This window comes from Christensenella timonensis, from assembly GCF_900087015.1.
Classification (GTDB): domain Bacteria; phylum Bacillota; class Clostridia; order Christensenellales; family Christensenellaceae; genus Christensenella; species Christensenella timonensis.
The window spans coordinates 616,805-633,908 of record NZ_FLKP01000002.1 but is presented as its reverse complement, the minus strand read 5'-3'; the positions used below and the strand labels follow the sequence as shown (position 1 = coordinate 633,908).

1 protein-coding gene is annotated in these 17,104 nt (G+C 57.2%); it reads right to left on the bottom strand.

Translation table 11 applies throughout. From position 1 onward, the window contains the following. Positions 1 to 112: 112 nt before the first annotated feature. On the bottom strand, positions 113 to 16,948 hold the full coding sequence (locus BN6471_RS04510) for a DUF7601 domain-containing protein (RefSeq protein ID WP_066645953.1): 16,836 nt from the start codon (positions 16,946 to 16,948) through the stop codon (positions 113 to 115). Positions 16,949 to 17,104 lie beyond the last annotated feature (156 nt).

Sequence of the window (17,104 nt, the reverse complement as noted above, 5' to 3'; positions counted from 1 at the left end):
TATCAAGTGTTTTCCTGTGTCATCTGTTCTTCCCGCGCTTTTTCTGCGATAACCACAGAAGAGAGAAGCCTCGGCCTCTCTCTTTTCTCTGTGTCAATCGCTGTCGCTTCATTTAATGCCGATTACGCGAGTCAAGATACGCCTCGTATGCTGCCTGTGAGTCCCTCCGGCGTTTGCGGAGGAGGAGCACTACGACAAGTCCTGCCAGTATTGCTCCTGCAAGAGCGAACAGTATCACCATATTCATGGGCAGTCCGCCTTCGTCGCCTGTCTTGGGGAATGCCCCCGCGGCTGTCTGCGTCTGGGTCAGCGTGATCTTGTTGGTATCCTTGAACCCATCGTCTGTCGGATTCTTTGGATCCTCATCCGGCGCAGCTTCCTTCACTTGCGCCACGTTTTCGATCGCATTCGTTCCTGCCTGCGCCATTTCGTTCACCGTTACCGCAAAGCTTACGGTCACGGTTTCACCCGCTTCAATTTGCGGGATGATCCACGCAAGGCCATCCTTTCCGCCGATCTTGACACTGTCTGCGCTTATGCCCGGGGTGCTGCACTTGGCAGAGCCCGCTTTAAGCGTCGTACCCTGCGGAATCGCGTCGCGGATGATTACGTTCGTCGCCGCGCCTGCGCCCTTGTTGGTGACGCTGATCGTATAGGTGACCGTGTCGCCGGCGTTCACCTGCGCACCGTCTCCCGGATTCGAGGATTTTACCGCTTCCAGCGCCGGCTCCGTTATCTGATGGTACGTCGTTTCCGTTACTTTCGTCGTTTCTTCCCCTGCGTACACCGCGTCGCCCTTCTTGTGCGTGCCCGTATCTTCTTCATAGAAGAGGCCCGCGTTTGAGCTGTCTTCCATGCGTCCGGTATTCTCGAACACCTTGGTCAGCTCGTATTCAGGCGTATCCGGATTGTCCGTCGTCCTGGGCGCTGTGACCCTGAACGTTAGGTATGCCGTCTCTCCTTCGGAAAGTCCGCTTACCACCCATTCCACGCCGTTTTTCATGCTTCCGCTTGGCGTCTTAACCTGCTTGATGCCGATCGAGCTTACCTTTGCGCCCGATCCGGAAACAGCATTCTGGATGCTGCCCGCCGCCGAGCCTTCCACAAACGTCGTGCCGTCCGGGATCGCGTCGGTGATGACGAGGTCTCCGCTCGGCGCGCCTGTGCGCGTTACGCGCAGGCGGTATTCCACTGTCTGTCCGCGCTGCGCCATTACCGGCGAGCCTTGTGTGCCGTTTGCTTCGGGCTGGGCCACATTGCTTTCCACGAGCGCCGCCGCCTTGCTGATCGCGGACGTACCTGCCTGCGTCTTGTGCGTCACTGTGTTGCTCTCCTCGGTGACAGGGGTTCCGCCGCCCGGATTGTATGTGACCGACGCGTTATTGACGAATAATTTCGCCGTTTCGCCGTCTGCCAGCTTATCTACGACCGCCTTGAAACGGAAGCCTGTTACACCCTGCTGCACGCTGTCCGCGCTCCAGGTGATGATCCTCCACGCGCTGTCGTATGCGCTGTCTGGAAGCTGCGTCACCTTGCCGTCCGGCGCGATGATCTGGATGCTGCCCGGCACGACCGTGAGGCCCTGCGGTACCGTATCCCTTACGGAAACGTTATTCACCGCTTCGCCTGCGTTAAACTGCATCGTGTAGGTGATCGCCTGTCCCTGCTTCACTTCCGTGGCAGTCGCTTCGTCCGTTCCGCCCATCGGGTCTGCCGTCTTCACGAACGTATGCGTCTGGTGCTGCACCTCGTTGGACGGCGTGTATTCGTCTACCGGTGGCGCCGGATCGTCCGGGTCTACCGGCGGGTTCGGGTCTGTCGCGTCCGGTACGTATAAGTACCCGACGTTGGTAAGCACGCCCGCATCCTCTTCCGCCACCCGGTTCACCGTCACCTGGAAGGTGAGCTCCACCTTGTTTTCTTCGCCGACCGCAAGCTGCGCGATCGTCCAGTCGATACGTCCCGTCGCATTCGTGAATACGCCGCTGCCCGTTGCCGAGTTCGCAACGTAGGTCGTGCCCTGCGGTACGAAGTCCGCTACGCGCACATTCGCCGCCGCTGCCGCACCCGTGTTCGTGACCGTCAGCTTATAGGTGATTACATCGCCTTCCCTCACCACCGGGATCAATCCGTTTTCAGCCGGGCTTGCCGGATCGGCGGATTTTTCTATGGTGACCAGGGGCTCACTTACCTGATGGTATGTGATCTCAGAGTCAAGCGCATATTCTTCTTCTGCAAAGACCGTATCACCCTGCTGGCATTCCGTCTTATTGCCGTCCTTGTCCACTGTCGTGACCGTCTCGCTGTATTTCGTTTCACTCATTGCCTTATCGGTCATGTTAGCCTGGTTTGTGAACACCTTGGTCAGCGTTGGCTCGCCTGCACACGTTGCAGGTGCGCTCACGCGGAATGTGAGGTATGCCTGCTCGCCGTTATCAAGGCCGTTTAAGACCCACTGTACGCCGTCCTGCGTCATCTCCGCCGACTTGATCGCCGCCGTCGATCCGCTCACCGCATTTTTGATCTCGCCCGTGATGGAGCCTTCCACAAATGTACAGGCATTGGGTACCGGGTCAGTTACTACGATGTCGCCGCTCTTCATGCCCTGCGCGCCGGTATTTGTTATCGTAATGTGGTATTCTACGACCTGGCGGCGTTGCGTATCTACCGGAGTATCCGCACTGCCGCAATTTTCGTCTTTGGCCACATCGTTCTCGATCAATGCCGCGGTCTTGGTGATGCTTGCGCTGCGGCTCCAAACCTCATGCGTGACTTCCCTTGTCGGCGGATATTCCTTATCCTCCGTTCCCGGGTTATCCTGCCTGAGCACCGCGTTATTGCCGATCACCTTAGTCGTCTCGCCGTCAGCTAGCCTGTCGACCATCACTTTCAGGCGGAAGTTTGCCGTTCCTTCCGGGATATCCACCTTGGGCCATGTCACAACGCCGAGCACGTGTGCGTCCGCTTCGTCCACCGCTACCCGTGCGTTATCGCCGAGTTTGTAGCTTACCGATCCTGCCACAAGGCTCACGCCGTCCGGCAGTGCGTCCGTCATGACCACGTTTTTCACGCCGCCCTCAGGAGCCGTTACGTTGATGTCGTACGTGATGATGTCGCCTTCACGGACGATCCCCGGGTTCACTGCGTTGCCGTTTTCATCCACCGTACCGCCTGCGGGCGAACTCACCTTCTCATAAGAAAGGGTCGGGTTGTTCACTTCGTTGGTCGGCGTTTCCGGATCCTGCGGGTCTTCCGGGTCTTTGGGCTGCTCGTTGCCGTTGTCATGCGACGCCGCGTTTACGATCTCTACCGGCATATTTTGCGTAAGGAATTCATCCACCGTCACGGTAAACGTCACATCAACCGCGTTTTCTTCCCCTGCGGGGAGCTCAGCAAGGTTCCAGTTCAGGCACTGTTTGCCGTTTACGGTATTCAGCTGCCCGCTGTGGCTTGCGCTGCCGTCCTTGTACGTCGTTCCTGCCGGGATGTAATCGCGCAGCGTCACATTTTCCGCTGCCGCCGTACCCGTATTCACGACCTTGAGCGTATAGGTGATCTCGTCGCCGGGCGCTACCAGCTGTCCCTGTACGTTCGGATCGCCGCCCACCATCCTGTCGCTTACCTTGGTAACGCTGACTTTCGGCTCGGTTACCTTGTGGTAGGTCGTCTGCGAATCCTTATCGTATTCGCCTTCGCCATAGACATGGTTTCCGTTCTGGTCCAGCGTATTCTGTTTTTCTTCGTCCACCAGGTTTGCCGTATTCTCAAATACGACTGTTCCTGTTTCCCCTGCCGTCTCCGGCGCGGTCACGCGGAATGTAAGGTATGCTTCCTCGCCGGCCGTCATGCCATCGATTTCCCACCTGACTCCGCCCGATGTAAGCGTTCCCGCCCCGACCGTAGCCGCAGAGTCCGGCACAGTTACGCTCATCGCGCCTGTCGCGCTGCCGTCCACAAACGTCGTTCCCGCCGGGATCGGGTCGGTCACGACGAGCTTGCCGCTCTTCGCGCCCTGCTCGCCCGCGTACTGTACGCGCAGGTGGTATTCCACGATCTGCGAACGCTTGGTATCGACCGGGCTGTCCGCGCTGCCGCGCTGCTCGGTCTGGACTGCGTCGCCTACCACGAGCGCCGCCGTCTTGGTAATGTCCGCCTGTCCATCGCGCACCTCATGCGTGATGGTATTGGTGTCTTCCTCCACGCGGTTATCGTGGCCGTCATTCATCTCCGCATGTGCCGTATTTTCATAAAGCCGATACGTGTCGCCGCCCGCGAGCCTGTCTGCCGATGCGCTGAACACAAAGGCCGTCTGGCCGCTGGCCGCACTGACCGCCGGCCAGGTGATCGTCCTGACCGCGCTGTCATACGCGCTGTCCGGAACATTCACGCTGCTGCCGTCCGCACCCACATAATGGATACTGCCCGCTACGAGCGTCATGCCTTCCGGCACCTTATCCATTATGACAAGGTCGGTCACCGGCTGCTGCGCGTTGAACTGGATCGTATATTTCACGACCTGTCCCTGCACGATTTCCGCAGCGTCGCCCGCGCCGCTGCCGCCCATCGGATCGGAGACCTTCACCAGCGATGTCAGCTGGTGGTTCACTTCGTTCGTCCGGCCGTAATCCCCGTCGGGTTTCTGCGGGTCTTCCGGGTTTTCCTCGTCCACGCCCGGCACACGGTAATACGCGCCGTTTGTCACGATTCCCGCGGTTTCGCTTTCGGCCAGTTCATTTACGGTTACGTTAAACTTCACCGTCGCCTGCCCGCCTGCCGCGATCTCCGGGATCACCCAGTCGATGCGTGTCCGCGTATCCGCGCTGCTCGGTATCCCGCCGTCCGATATGCTGGAGCCAACGAGCGTCGTGCCTGCCGGCACATAGTCGCGCACCTGCACATTTTTTGCCGCCGCTTCGCCGCTGTTTTTAAGCGTGATCGTGTATTCGATCGTGTCGCCCGCTTGTACCACCGGAATCAGCTCTCCCGGTGCGGGACTCTTCACCACGCTCGACTTCTCAGCCGTTACCAGGGCTTCGCGCACCTCATGGTACGTCTTTTCAGAGTCTTTGCTGTATTCTTTTTCCTCATATACCTTCTGCGTCGTGGTATAGCGCGTTTCTTCGCCGTTTTTGTCCACTGTGGTGACGGTTTCGCTATATGTTTTTTCGCTCATCTCCGTGTCGGTCATCTGCGCCATATTCTCAAATACGCGCGAGAGCTCTTTTGCTTCCGTCGCAGGATCGTCCGCCGTTGCCGGAGCGTTCACACGGAACGTGAGCAATGCGGTTTCCCCTGCCGACATGCCGGAAAGCGTCCATTTCACGCCGCCTGCCGTCACCTCCTTCACGGATGTTGCCGTACCCGCGCCGCCGCTGAATACGGCGTCCGCCTGCGAGCCGTCCACATACGCCGTGCCCTGCGGGAATACGTCGGTCACTACGATGGCGCCGCTCGTAAGCGCGCCAGAACCCTTGTTGGTTACGCGCAGGCGGTATTCCACCACCTGCGAAAGCTCTGTTTGTACCGGACTGTCTGCCGTCCCGCGTTCTTCCGCGACCGGCGAACCGTCCACAACGAGCGCCGCCGTTTTGGAAAGCTCCGCCCAGCGCGTATTGACGGTGCTGCTTGTTTCCGTCGTTTCCCGCGGATCCGTGCCCGGCGTCTTGACGACCGCCGTATTCTTGATTGCAAGCGTTTGTGTCCCGTCCGCAAGTCTTTCTACCATCGCCCGGAAGACAAATGTGGATTCGCCTGCCGGAACATCGACCGTCGGCCAGTATACTACGCCGTCCAGGTACTCGCACCCTGCCGATACAGGCCTGCCGCCCGAGAGCGTATAGCGGATGCTGCCCTTGACAAGCGAGAGTCCGTCCGGCAGGATATCGGATACTTCAACGCCCTTTACGCCGCCCTGCGAAGCGGTCACGCGGATCGTATAAGTGAGTACGTCTCCTTCGCGCACGTCGCCCGCCGGGCTCACTTCCTTCACCATCAAAAGCGTCGGGTTTTCCAGCTCGTTCGTCGGCGTGCCGGGGTCGGGATCCTCAGGATCCTTGGGTTTGCGGTTGCCGTTATCGTGCATCGCCGCGTTTTTGATCGTCACCGGCGCTGTGTTTTGCGGTACTTCGTCTACCGTGACCGTAAAGCTTACCTCTGTCGTCTGGCCTACCGCCACTGCCGGCAGGTTCCAATTTATGTACTGGCTGCCGCCTGCGTTCGTTTTCAGTTCGCCGCCCGCTGTTGCGCTGCCGTCCTTATACGTCGTCCCTGCCGGGATGTAATCGCGCACCGTCACGTTCGCAGCGTCTGCCGCGCCCGTGTTCTTCACGTGGATCGTATAGGTGATCTCGTCGCCCGGCGATACGCGTTGTCCCGTGACCTCGTTCCTGTCATTTGTATCAAGCATCTTATCGCTTGTCTTGTATGCTTCGATGCTTGCTTTCAAGTAACCGTTGATAAAGGATGCCGCTGCGCCGCTCATGGTGACGCTGCCGGACTGTACGCCGCTTGCCGGGCTCACCTGCGTATAATTTGCCTTCGCCGTTTCCGTTACTTCATAGCTGCTTCCTACCGCAAGTCCGCTAAAGACCGCTTTCTGTCCGCCCACAAGCGTCAGCTTGCCGTCCGCGTCCGTTGCATACGGCCCGCCCGTCGCGATCTCCGCACCGCTGGCCTTGTCATACAGCTTGTAAGCCTGATTCGCATACGGCGCATCGTTCACTTTGACCGTGAACCCGAACGCGTCGCCATTCGGAGCGCCCTCGCCCGTAACCGTCTTGTCGATCGAAAGATCGCGCGTCGGCCCGTAGCTGTTGACGAACGCCGCTGTTGCGCCGTCCACTGTAACGCTTCCCTCATAGCGGTCGGGGGTCGCCGTGTAATCCGCCTTGGGCGTTTCCACGATCTCGTAGGCAGTGCCTACCGCGATGTTCTCGAACACCGCCTTGCGGTTTGCCGTCAGCTTTAACTGTCCGTTGTCGTCTGTCGCGTACGTTCCGGGAATTTGCACGCCTGTCGTCAGGTTAAAGAGCTTATATTCCCTGTTTGCGTACGGCGTGCCGTCAAGCGTAACCGTAAAGGTAAATTCTTCGCCGCTCGGTGCGCCGCTTCCCTTGACCGCTTTGGATACCACAATATTCCTCGACGGGCCAAAGTGATTGGTGAACACTGCCGCGGAACTGTTATCCCCTGCAACACTGCCCTTTGCGCCTGTCTGCGCCATCTGGTAATCGCCGTTGGGTGCTTCCGTCACTTCATAGGAAGTTCCAGCCACGATCCCTTCAAATACCGCTTTTTGGCCATTCAGCAATGTTAGCTTGCCTTCGCCGTCCGTCGCGTAAGGCGCGCCTGCCGTGATCTCGCTTCCGTCCGCGCCGTAAAGCTTGTAGCCCTGGTTTGCATAAGCGCTGCCGCCTACGTTGACCGTAAATTCAAACGCCGCGTCCGCGGGCGCGCCCTCGCCTGTTACATGTTTTTCCACCGTCAGGCTGCGCTGCGGTTCATAGCTGTTGACAAAGCCCGCCGTACTGCCCGCAGGGGAGATATTCCCCGCTGCGCTGCCGCCGTTTGCAGGGCTCGTCTGTACATAGTCCGTTTTGGGCGTTTCCGTTACTTCATAGGCCGTCCCTTCTAAGATGCCTTCAAACAATGCCGTCTGTCCTGCTTTGAGGTTCAGCTTGCCGTCTGTATCTGTACTGAACGGGCCGCCTGTCGTGATCTCGCTGCCATCCGAACCATACAGTTTATATACCTGGCTTGCATGCGGTGCGCCCGCCACGTTGACTGTGAACTCAAATGCGTCACCAGCCGGCGCGCCCGTGCCCGTTACGGTCTTACTTACTGTCAGGCCCTTCTTGGGTTCGTAGTTGTTGGTGAACGCCGCCGTATTCGTGCCGTCCGCAATATTGCCGGACTGCGACGTATGATCCGCCGCATAACCGTCCTTGCCGCTCTCCGTGACCTCGTAAGCCGTACCTACCGCAAAGCCTTCAAACACCGCTTTTTGATCCGCTTCCAGCGTCAGCTGTCCGTTCTTGTCCGTCGTGTAGTTGCCCGGAATCTCCACCGGCGCCGAGCCTTCCGGCGTATAATACAGCTTATATTGTTTGAACACATACAGCGCACCATCCACCTTTACCGTGAACGTAAATTTGTCGCCGTCCGGGGCCGTGAAGCCCTGTGCGGCCGTTACCTTTTTGCTGATCTCCAAACCGCGTTTTGGCTCGTAGCTGTTATGGAACGCAGCTGTCGCTCCATTTACGGAAACCGTGCCCTTGCTGTCCGTGGATGTCGCCTGATAATCTGCATCCGGCGTTTCCGTGACCTCATACTGCAAGCTTGCGGAAAGTCCTTCAAACACCGCCTTCTGTCCCGCCGTTAAGAACAGCTTACCGTTTGCGTCCGTTGCGTAAGGCGCACCTGTTGTGACCTCGCTTTCGTCCGCGCCGTAAAGCTTGTAGGCCTTTGCCGCATACGCTTCGCCCGCGATCTTGACTGTGAATTCAAACGTAGCGTCCGCCGGGGCGTTCTCGCCCGTTACCGTCTTAGTGATCGTAAGGTCGCGCCTCGGTTCGTAGCTGTTTGTAAACTGCGCCACGCTGCCCACGGGGGAAATCGTTCCGTTTACGTTTATCTGGTCCTGGACATAGTCCGTTTTCGCGTCCTCCGTCACCTGGTATGCCGTACCGAGAGGGATACCGCCAAATATTGCCTTCTGGCCTGCCTGAAGGGGCAGCTTTCCGTTTGCGTCCGTCGCAAATGAACCCGCGATTTCCAACCCGTCCGCGCCATAAAGCGTATACGGCTGGTTTGCGTACGCGCTGCCGCCGACCGTCACCGTGAAGGTGAACGCGTCGCCTTCGGGAGCACTGATGCCCGTTACTGTTTTTTGTACCGTCAGGCCCTGCTTAGGCTCGTAGTTATTGGTGAACGCTACAATATTTGTGCCGTCCGCGACATGGCCGGACTGCGACGTATGATCCGCCGTGTAGCCGTCCTTGCCGCTCTCCGTGACCTCGTAGCTTTGGCCGACGGCAAGGCCTTCAAACACCGCTTTCTGGTCCGCTTTCAGCGTCAGCTGGCCTTTGTTATCCGTGATATAGTTGCCCGGGATCTCAATGGGGGCAAGCGGATCGCTCACGTCGTACAGCTTGTACGCTTTGTACTTATATTCCGTCCCGCCGAGCTTCACCGTGAACGTAAATTCATCGTTTTCTGGCGCGGCCAGGCCCTGCGCCGCCGTCACCGCTTTGGTGATCTCCAGGTTGCGCCTTGGCTCGTAGCTGTTGGCAAACGAAGCCATCGAACCGTTCGGGCCGATCGTGCCGCTGCTGTCCGTTGACGAAGTCACATAGTCGGCGTTTGCCGTCTCCGATACCTCGTAGCTTGTTCCCGCCAGGATTCCTTCAAATACAGCCTTCTGGCCTGCCTGAAGGGTCAGCTTGCCGTCTCCGTTCGTCGCATAGGAGCCCGCGATCTCGCTTTCATCCGCGTCGTAAAGCTTATAGGCCTGGTTGGCATACGCTTCGCCTGCGACCTTGACCGTGAACTCAAAGAGTGCGCCCTCCGGAACGCCTTCGCCCGTGACCGTTTTGCTTACCGCCAGCGTGCGCAGCGGGGCATAGGCATTATTAAATGCCGCTGTCGAACCCGCAAGCGTAACCTTCCCGCTCTGCGAGGCGTTGTCCGCTACATAGTCCTCCTTCGCATCCTCCACCACTTTGTAGTCCGTATTGACGGTGATCCCGCCAAAGACCGCTTCCTGGTTGTGCTTCAAGGTCAGCTTCCCGTTTTCGTCCGTCGTATATACGCCAATCTGTTCCGCGCCGTTTTCATACAGCTTGTAAGCTTGGTTTGCATACGCGCTGCCGCCCACGTTCACCGTGAAGGTAAACGCGTCGCCGCTGGGCGCGCCGCTGCCTGTGACCGTCTTCCTTACGGTCAGGCCCTGTTTGGGTTCATAATTGTTCGTGAACGCAGCCTGTCCGCCGCCCTCGGATATACTGCCGTCCAATGTCGTATCGGCCGCCGTGTAATTGTCCTTGGCTTCCTCCGTCACTTCATAGGTGCTGTTTACCGCAATGCCTTCAAACACAGCCTTCTGGCCGTCTTCGAGCGTCAGCCTGCCGTCTTTGTCCGTCATGTAGCTGCCCGGGATAACGACCGGATTTGCCGGGTCGGCTACGTCGTACAGCCTGTATTCTTTGTATTTGTATACAACGTCGTCCACCTTCACCACGAACGCGAACTTTTCGCCCGACGGGACGATGAATCCCGGGCTGGCCGTCACGGTCTTGCCGACCTCCAGGCTGCGCTTAGGCGCGTAGTGGTTTGCAAACGCCGCTGTCGAGCTGTTGTCCGTTGCGATATGTCCTGACGAACCTGCCGTGCTTGTCACGTAATCCGCATCGGGCGTCTCCGTTACTTCATATTTCAGTCCTGCGGAAATTCCCTCAAAGACCGCTTTTTGTCCCGCTTTCAGCGTCAACTTTCCATCAGCGTCCGTCGCATAAGAACCTGCGATTTCATTGCCGTCCGCGCCGTAAAGCTTGTACGCCTGATTGGCGTAGGCTTCCTCCGAGACCCTGACCGTGAATTCAAAGTCCGTATCCGCCGGCGCGCTCAGTCCCGGCTGCGCCGTGACCGTTTTTTGCACCGCCAGGTTGCGCCTCGGTTCGTAGCTGTTCGTAAACTGCGCCACGCTGCCCGCAGAGGATATATTTCCGTTTACCTTTGTCTTGTCCTGTACGTAATCCGCCTTTGCATCCTCGGTGATCTCATATCCCGAGTTTAAAAGGATGCCTTCAAACACCGCATACTGGCCGCCCGCAAGGCTTAACTTACCCTGCGCATCCGTCGTATAGGGAGCGCCTGCCGTCACCTCTGTACCATCTGCGTTATACAGTTTATAGCCCTGGTTCGCGTACGCCGCATTATTCACCTTGACGGTGAATGTGAACATATCGTCCGCCGGAGCGCCCGTTCCCGTAACGATCTTTCTTACGGTCAGTCCCTGTTTTGGCGCATACGTATTGTTTACAACCACTTTAACGTCGCTTAAACCTACGCTGCCGCTTGCCGGAGCACCGGAGCTTAGGTACCGGGACGTATAGCCGTCCTTTGCGCTCTCAACAAATTCGTATGTGCTGCCTACAGGAAGATCCTCAAAAACTGCGCGCTGGTTTGCTTTCAGCTTCAGCTCGCCGCGTTCGTTCGTCGCATGGTTCCCCGGCACCTCGATCCAGTCTGCCGCGTCGCCAATCTCCGCATTCTCCGCGTAATACAGCTTGTAAGTCTTATAAAGATGCGCCTTGCCGTCCACCTTCACCGTGAAGGTAAATTCATCGTCCACAGGCGCGCTCAGGGATTCCGCTGAGGTCACCAGCTTCGTTAAGCTGACGTCGCGCTTCGGGTCGTATTTGTTGGTAAACGCTGCCTTCGAGCTGTCGTCGTTTGCGACGCTGCCCGTATCGCCCGTCTGGGTCGTGGTATAATCCGCGGCCGGCGTCTCCACAACTTTGTAGGAAGCCCCGCGCAGCGCCATCAATACAGCCTTCTGCCCCGCTTTTAAGGTCAGCTTGCCTTCGCCGTCTGTCTGGTAAGCGCCGCTTACCGCATTGCCGTTTGCGTCATATAAAGTATATTCCGTATTCGCGAGCGGCTGTCCGTTCTGCGTGACCGTGAATTCAAAAGTGTCGTTTGCCGGGGCCGTTAAGCCTTCTGCGGATTCGACTTTCTTCTCCACTGTCAGTGTATTTTTCGGTTCATAGTGGTTATTAAATGTTGCCGTCGCGCCGTTTTCACCGCTTGGAACCGTCCCCTTGGCGTCCGTACCCGATGTGACATAGTCCTCCTTCGTATCTTCCGTCACCTCGTACGCATACCCCGCGAGGATCCCTGAAAAGACTGCGCGCTGGCCTGCCTTCAATTTCATCTGGCCGTTCGAGTCCGTCGTATAGGTACCGATCAGCTCCACCGGGTTGTCCGGGTCTGTGATGTCGTAAAGCTTATACGCCTGGCTGTTGTACAATATGTTGCGTACCTTCACCGTAAATGTAAATTCATCGCCTTCCGGGGCGGTGTAGCCCGGCGTCGCCGTTACCGTTTTTTCCACGTTAAGCGGACGGTACGCCTCGTACCGGTTGGTAAAGGTAGCGCTCGTCGTCGGCATCAGTGCTGTGCTGGTCGTGATCACGCCGCTGTATACGCCCGTGCTTGGACTGTAGAACGTGTAGTCCGATTTCGCCGTTTCCCTGATCTCGTACCGCCAGCCCTTCACAACCTGCGGGAACTCCGCATACTGCGCCGCTTTCAGGGCCAGCTTACCGTTTTCATCCGTTTTAAAGGGCCCGCCTTCGGTGATCTCCGTTCCGTTCGACTGGTAGAGCCTGTATTCCTGGTTTGCATACGGCGCCATCGTATCCGTTGTTTTGCCCAGCTTCACTGTAAACTCAAACGTATCCCCTGCGGGCGCGTCAACGCCGCCCGAAAGCTTGTTCACATTTTTTGTGAGCCGCAGCTTAGCCAGGTTTCCAATATAATCGTTGACAAACTCCACGACCTGCGCTTTGTCCTTATCGAGCGTTCCCGTGGCGACGCCGCCCTCCGGCGATACGATGGTATTTCCCGTCATCGCCGCTTCCGTCACGCTGTATGCCGCTTTATTGTCCATGCGCTCAAATACCGCCATCTGGCTGGCCTTGAGCGTAAATTTACCGCTTGCGTCCGTTGCCCACGTACCCGAAACCACCGTGGGGCTCGCCGGGTCGCTGATATCATATAAAGTATATTCAGCCGGGCCGTAAGGTTCGCCGTTTTGCAGTAGGGTATAGCTGAAGTCCACGCCGCCCAGGTCAAGCCCACTCGCCTGCTTGCTTACGCGCAGCTCCGCCGCCTCGAATAATTCTACGGTGACAGCGTTGCCCAGCGTGGTCTCCGTCTTGGTTTCACCCGTCGCCGCCGTGAATTCGTTGATCCACGCCGGATTGTTGTAGGCATGGATGGTCGGCTCTGTGAGCGTCGAAGGGGCATCCATCTTGAGCCCGATATAGGTTCCTTCCAACGGCGCAAACACATAATCCGTTCCGTCCGTCTTTTTGGAAAGGTCAACCGCGATCGCTTTGACTGTACTCATATTCGCCGGCTTTGTCGTCGTCCACGCGGAAGCCGCGTCGGATAAGTCGTAGGCCGCGTCCGCCTTGGTGGAATAATAGACCACCGGGTCGATCCCCTTGCGCCTCGGCATAGTGGTATCCACAGAATCCAGCGTGCCCTGCCAGTACGTACCGTCAAAGACGATATCGTCTACGCCTGCGCGGTCGATGGCCGCACGTTCCAAACGGTCGAAGATAACCACGTTTTTCATCGTGCCGCCGTCCGTGTTCTGTACCTGCAGGCGGTAGGTATACGTTTCTCCCGTCGCCACGCGCGCATTTTCATCGTAGGTCGCAAACTTGTCCGCATCTTCCTTGACGGTCTTGGTGATACCCGTGGCCGTGGCCACCGTGATATCGATCGTCGAACTTGCGGAGGCGTATTGGGTATTCATCTCTTCCGTATTGCCGTTTTCATTCAGGTCGGCAAAATACGAGGCGCCGTTTTCATCCTTGCCGACGCCGGAAGGCGCGTTCGCGCCGCTGTCCGGCCGCACATATTCGCTGCTGCTGTATTGGTTGCCCACGCCCAGGAAGGTTCCTTCCTGCGGCTGCCACGCCGAATCGTTTTCCTTGCCGTTCGCCGTCTTGTAATCCGTGTAGCGGTAATAGGCCCCCAGCTTCACGGAGAGGTTAAAGAACAGGCCGTCGCTGTAATAGGCTTCGCCGTTATTGGTCGGATTCGGGTTAAATTCCGTATGCACATACACCTTGACCATCGTGCGTCCGGTGCCCTTGTAATCCTCGATCACATCGTACGACGTGACGCTCACGTCGTCGTTGGACAGGAAATAAGTCCGGCTGGCAGTATTGTTGTAGCCGCTTGCCGCTGTGATGGCTACGTTCGGGTCGAACGCATATCCTTCCGGCAGCAGGTCGTAAAACACCCAATCTTTCTGCGTCCAGCCAAGCTGCTCGAGGGTAGCGCCTCCCGCGTCCTTTAATTGCTGGAAGGTTACATTACTGTAATACGAAGATGAGGTGCCGTAATAGTTGTACCGCAGCATTTGCGACCCGGTCAGCGTGATATTCGCCTTGACCTGGCTGTTCGTTTTGTCGTTTGTCAGGCTCACCGATTTGGTATGTCCGTTTACCGTGTACATGGGTACAAAGTATTTATTGGCGTTGTACTCCTGCCTATATACCTGCGAGCCGTTGAGCTCGATATGGTTATCCGAATAGTTCTGGAAGGTGATACGGTTGCCTGTTGCGGTAGAATCCTCCACCAGCGACTGGAAAACAGGGGAATCACTTTTGATCGTCGTATGGATATACATGTAAACCTGCGACGTCCACCCATGGGAAGAATCCGACGCGTGTTCCGCCTTGACCTTATAGATCCCTTCGGCTTTCAGCGCATCCGGTACATAAGCCATCGCATCGATCGTGCCCGCGCTGACATAGCGCTCGAACCCTTTATAGTCCGCAGCCTTGGTCACAAAATTCTCATAGGAAATCTCGCCCGCTTCCTTCCACGTACCCGGGTCTGCCCCCGTCTGCACATAAAGCTTGACCGGATTGCCCGTCGGGGAATAGAAGTTGGAATAATCAGACATTTCCTGGCTGGGGTCGATGATCCAGAGGATATCCGCGATACTGACCGCCCAGTTGGAGATATAATAATCCTCCGGTCCCAAGGGTACGTTATTGGCGAGCATACGCCCATCCTCCGCCACCACGTTCATCTTGCTGTTTTCCGGAGTGGGGATGCTGTTTTCGTTCAAATATTTCCGCCCGTACGCGTACGTATAGAAATTTGTTTTGACAGTGCCGTTGTTGACCGTCGAAACGTTGCTGGACGCCATATCAAAATCCTGACCGTTGTCCATCGACGTTTTCAGCACCGGGACGATGTCGTTGTTGCCGTTGGTGGTTTTATACGTATAGTAAAGGCTGCCCGTAGGCCGCGGGGGCGTCCACTCCACGATCGGCACCGCTACGGATTTCTCCTGCGTGCTGGTGATCCCGTCATCCACGCCGGTCAGCTCCACCTTGAAGTTGTTCTCCACATTCGTTCCCGCAGGGTACTGGTCCTTGGGGAAACGGACGACAGCGTAAAAATAACTGCTGCTATAGGCTGAGTTCGTGAGATAATCACGATAGCTTGAGCTATATGTACTGAGCAGCCGGTTATAATCGAAGGTCAGCGTATTATCCGTAAGATCCCACCAGCCTGCCTGGGCGCTTGTCGAGGTTCCGGAGCCTATCCTTCCCGTATAACCGCCCACCAGCTCTCCTCCCGTACCCGGGAGCTCCGTCAGCTTGACGTTATACGGCTGCGTAAAAGTGACATTGTAACGCATCTGGTATACCAAATACCAATAATCGTTGAAATCGTCCGGCTGCGCCTGCCCCGCCATGTTTGGCGCGTACGTCTGGACGGTCGCCCAGTTCGCGACCTTGCCGCCGTTCGCGACCGCTTTTGTAGCGGAAGCCACCTCAGCGGACGTGTCGATCGTGCCCGTGATGGCGTTGCTGGCCGGCTGCGTTACGCCTTTGGTCGTGAGCTGCGCCGAAAAGCCAAAATCCGTCTCGTCGACAACGCCCATAGCGTCCACTGCCCATGCGATCTGGATCAGGTTGTTGCCGCCCGCCTTGATGGCCTTGCAGTTAGTAAGGATCACGTCGCCCGTATCGGGGTCTATAGTATAGTTGAAATCCGATGCGGCGATCATATCCGGCGCCTTGGGCACGCCGATGTCCACAAAGTTGCAGTTCGCACCGTTCATCGGTGTTCCCGCACGGTATGTGAGCAGGGTCTGGGGAATACGGATCTGTACTTCGCCAACCGCGTAATCCGTATTATTGGAAAACGTGACCTGCGCCTTGATCGTCTTTTTGGTCGTATTGTTCCAGCCGTCAAGCGAAAGGTCTGTATCCGATTTGGTGCCCGGCAGACTGTCGTACGCGATCCATTTCAGGTCAAATTTATAGCTCTGGGTCTCTTCCTCCGCAAAAGGAACGACTGCAGGGCCGTCCGCATCTGCCTGCGGCGCTTCCAACGCGGGCGTTTCTTCTGCTTCCGCTGCTTGCGCGTCATCGCTCGCCCCTGCTTCCGGCGCGGCGCCCTCTTGCGCCTCCGCCGCATCCTGCCTGAGTTCCAACTGCGCCGTGCTTCCCTCCTGCGTTACGGTTCCCGTCGCGGAAACATCGCCTTCCGTATTCAGCGCCAGCGCCGCAGTATTTTCAAGCGTTCCGTTATTTTCCGGAACCACAAAGGAGAAGCCCTCTTTCGCGCTTCCTTCCACGACATACCCCGTTCCGTCCGCAATGTTTTCAAACAGCGCCGCACGGCCTGTTTCCATGGCGATCCTGCCTTCTGCATCCGTTGCAAAGGTTCCCAGCTCCTGCGCCGGGTCTTTTGTCACGTCAAACAGGCGGTAATTCTGGCCGGCATAGGCTTCGCCGTTTACCTTAAGCGTATATTCCGCCGTTTCGCCTTCCGCAATATTTTCACCTGTGATCGTAGTATAGATCCACAGGCCTCCCATGGCAGGCGATTCTTCCGCCGGCTGTTCTGTTTCTTCCGGCGGCGGGGCCTGTATCTCCTCCGGTTCAGTTGCCGTTTCCGCTTGCTGCCCCGGTTGCTCTTCCTGCTGCGGCATTGTTTCCATCGTTTCCACAGGCTCGGGCGCGGCCGTATCGGTACTTGTCTGCGCAAATACCGTGATCACGCTGCTCAGCCCAATGGCAACCGCCAATATAATCAGGAGGAGCCTGCGCGTCCGTTTTTTCGCGGAAGTTTTTTGCTGCTCCTGAATATATTCCTGCTTTTTTTCCTGCCAATTGTTCTTCATTTCCTTCTCCTTCATCCTGCCAATCCTTTGAGGACTCATGTGATTTCTATTCGTTCCGGGGCTGTCTTCCCCAGTATCTACCGTGATCAGATTATGCAATAAATATCGGTTTTTGTGTGTTTTGTATCGTGAACAACATTCTCTTTACGCAAACGA

Bases quoted from the DNA above. Each gene is read 5' to 3' on its own strand.
- BN6471_RS04510 (WP_066645953.1), bottom strand. From the start codon at position 16,948: ATGAAGAACAATTGGCAGGAAAAAAAGCAGGAATATATTCAGGAGCAG.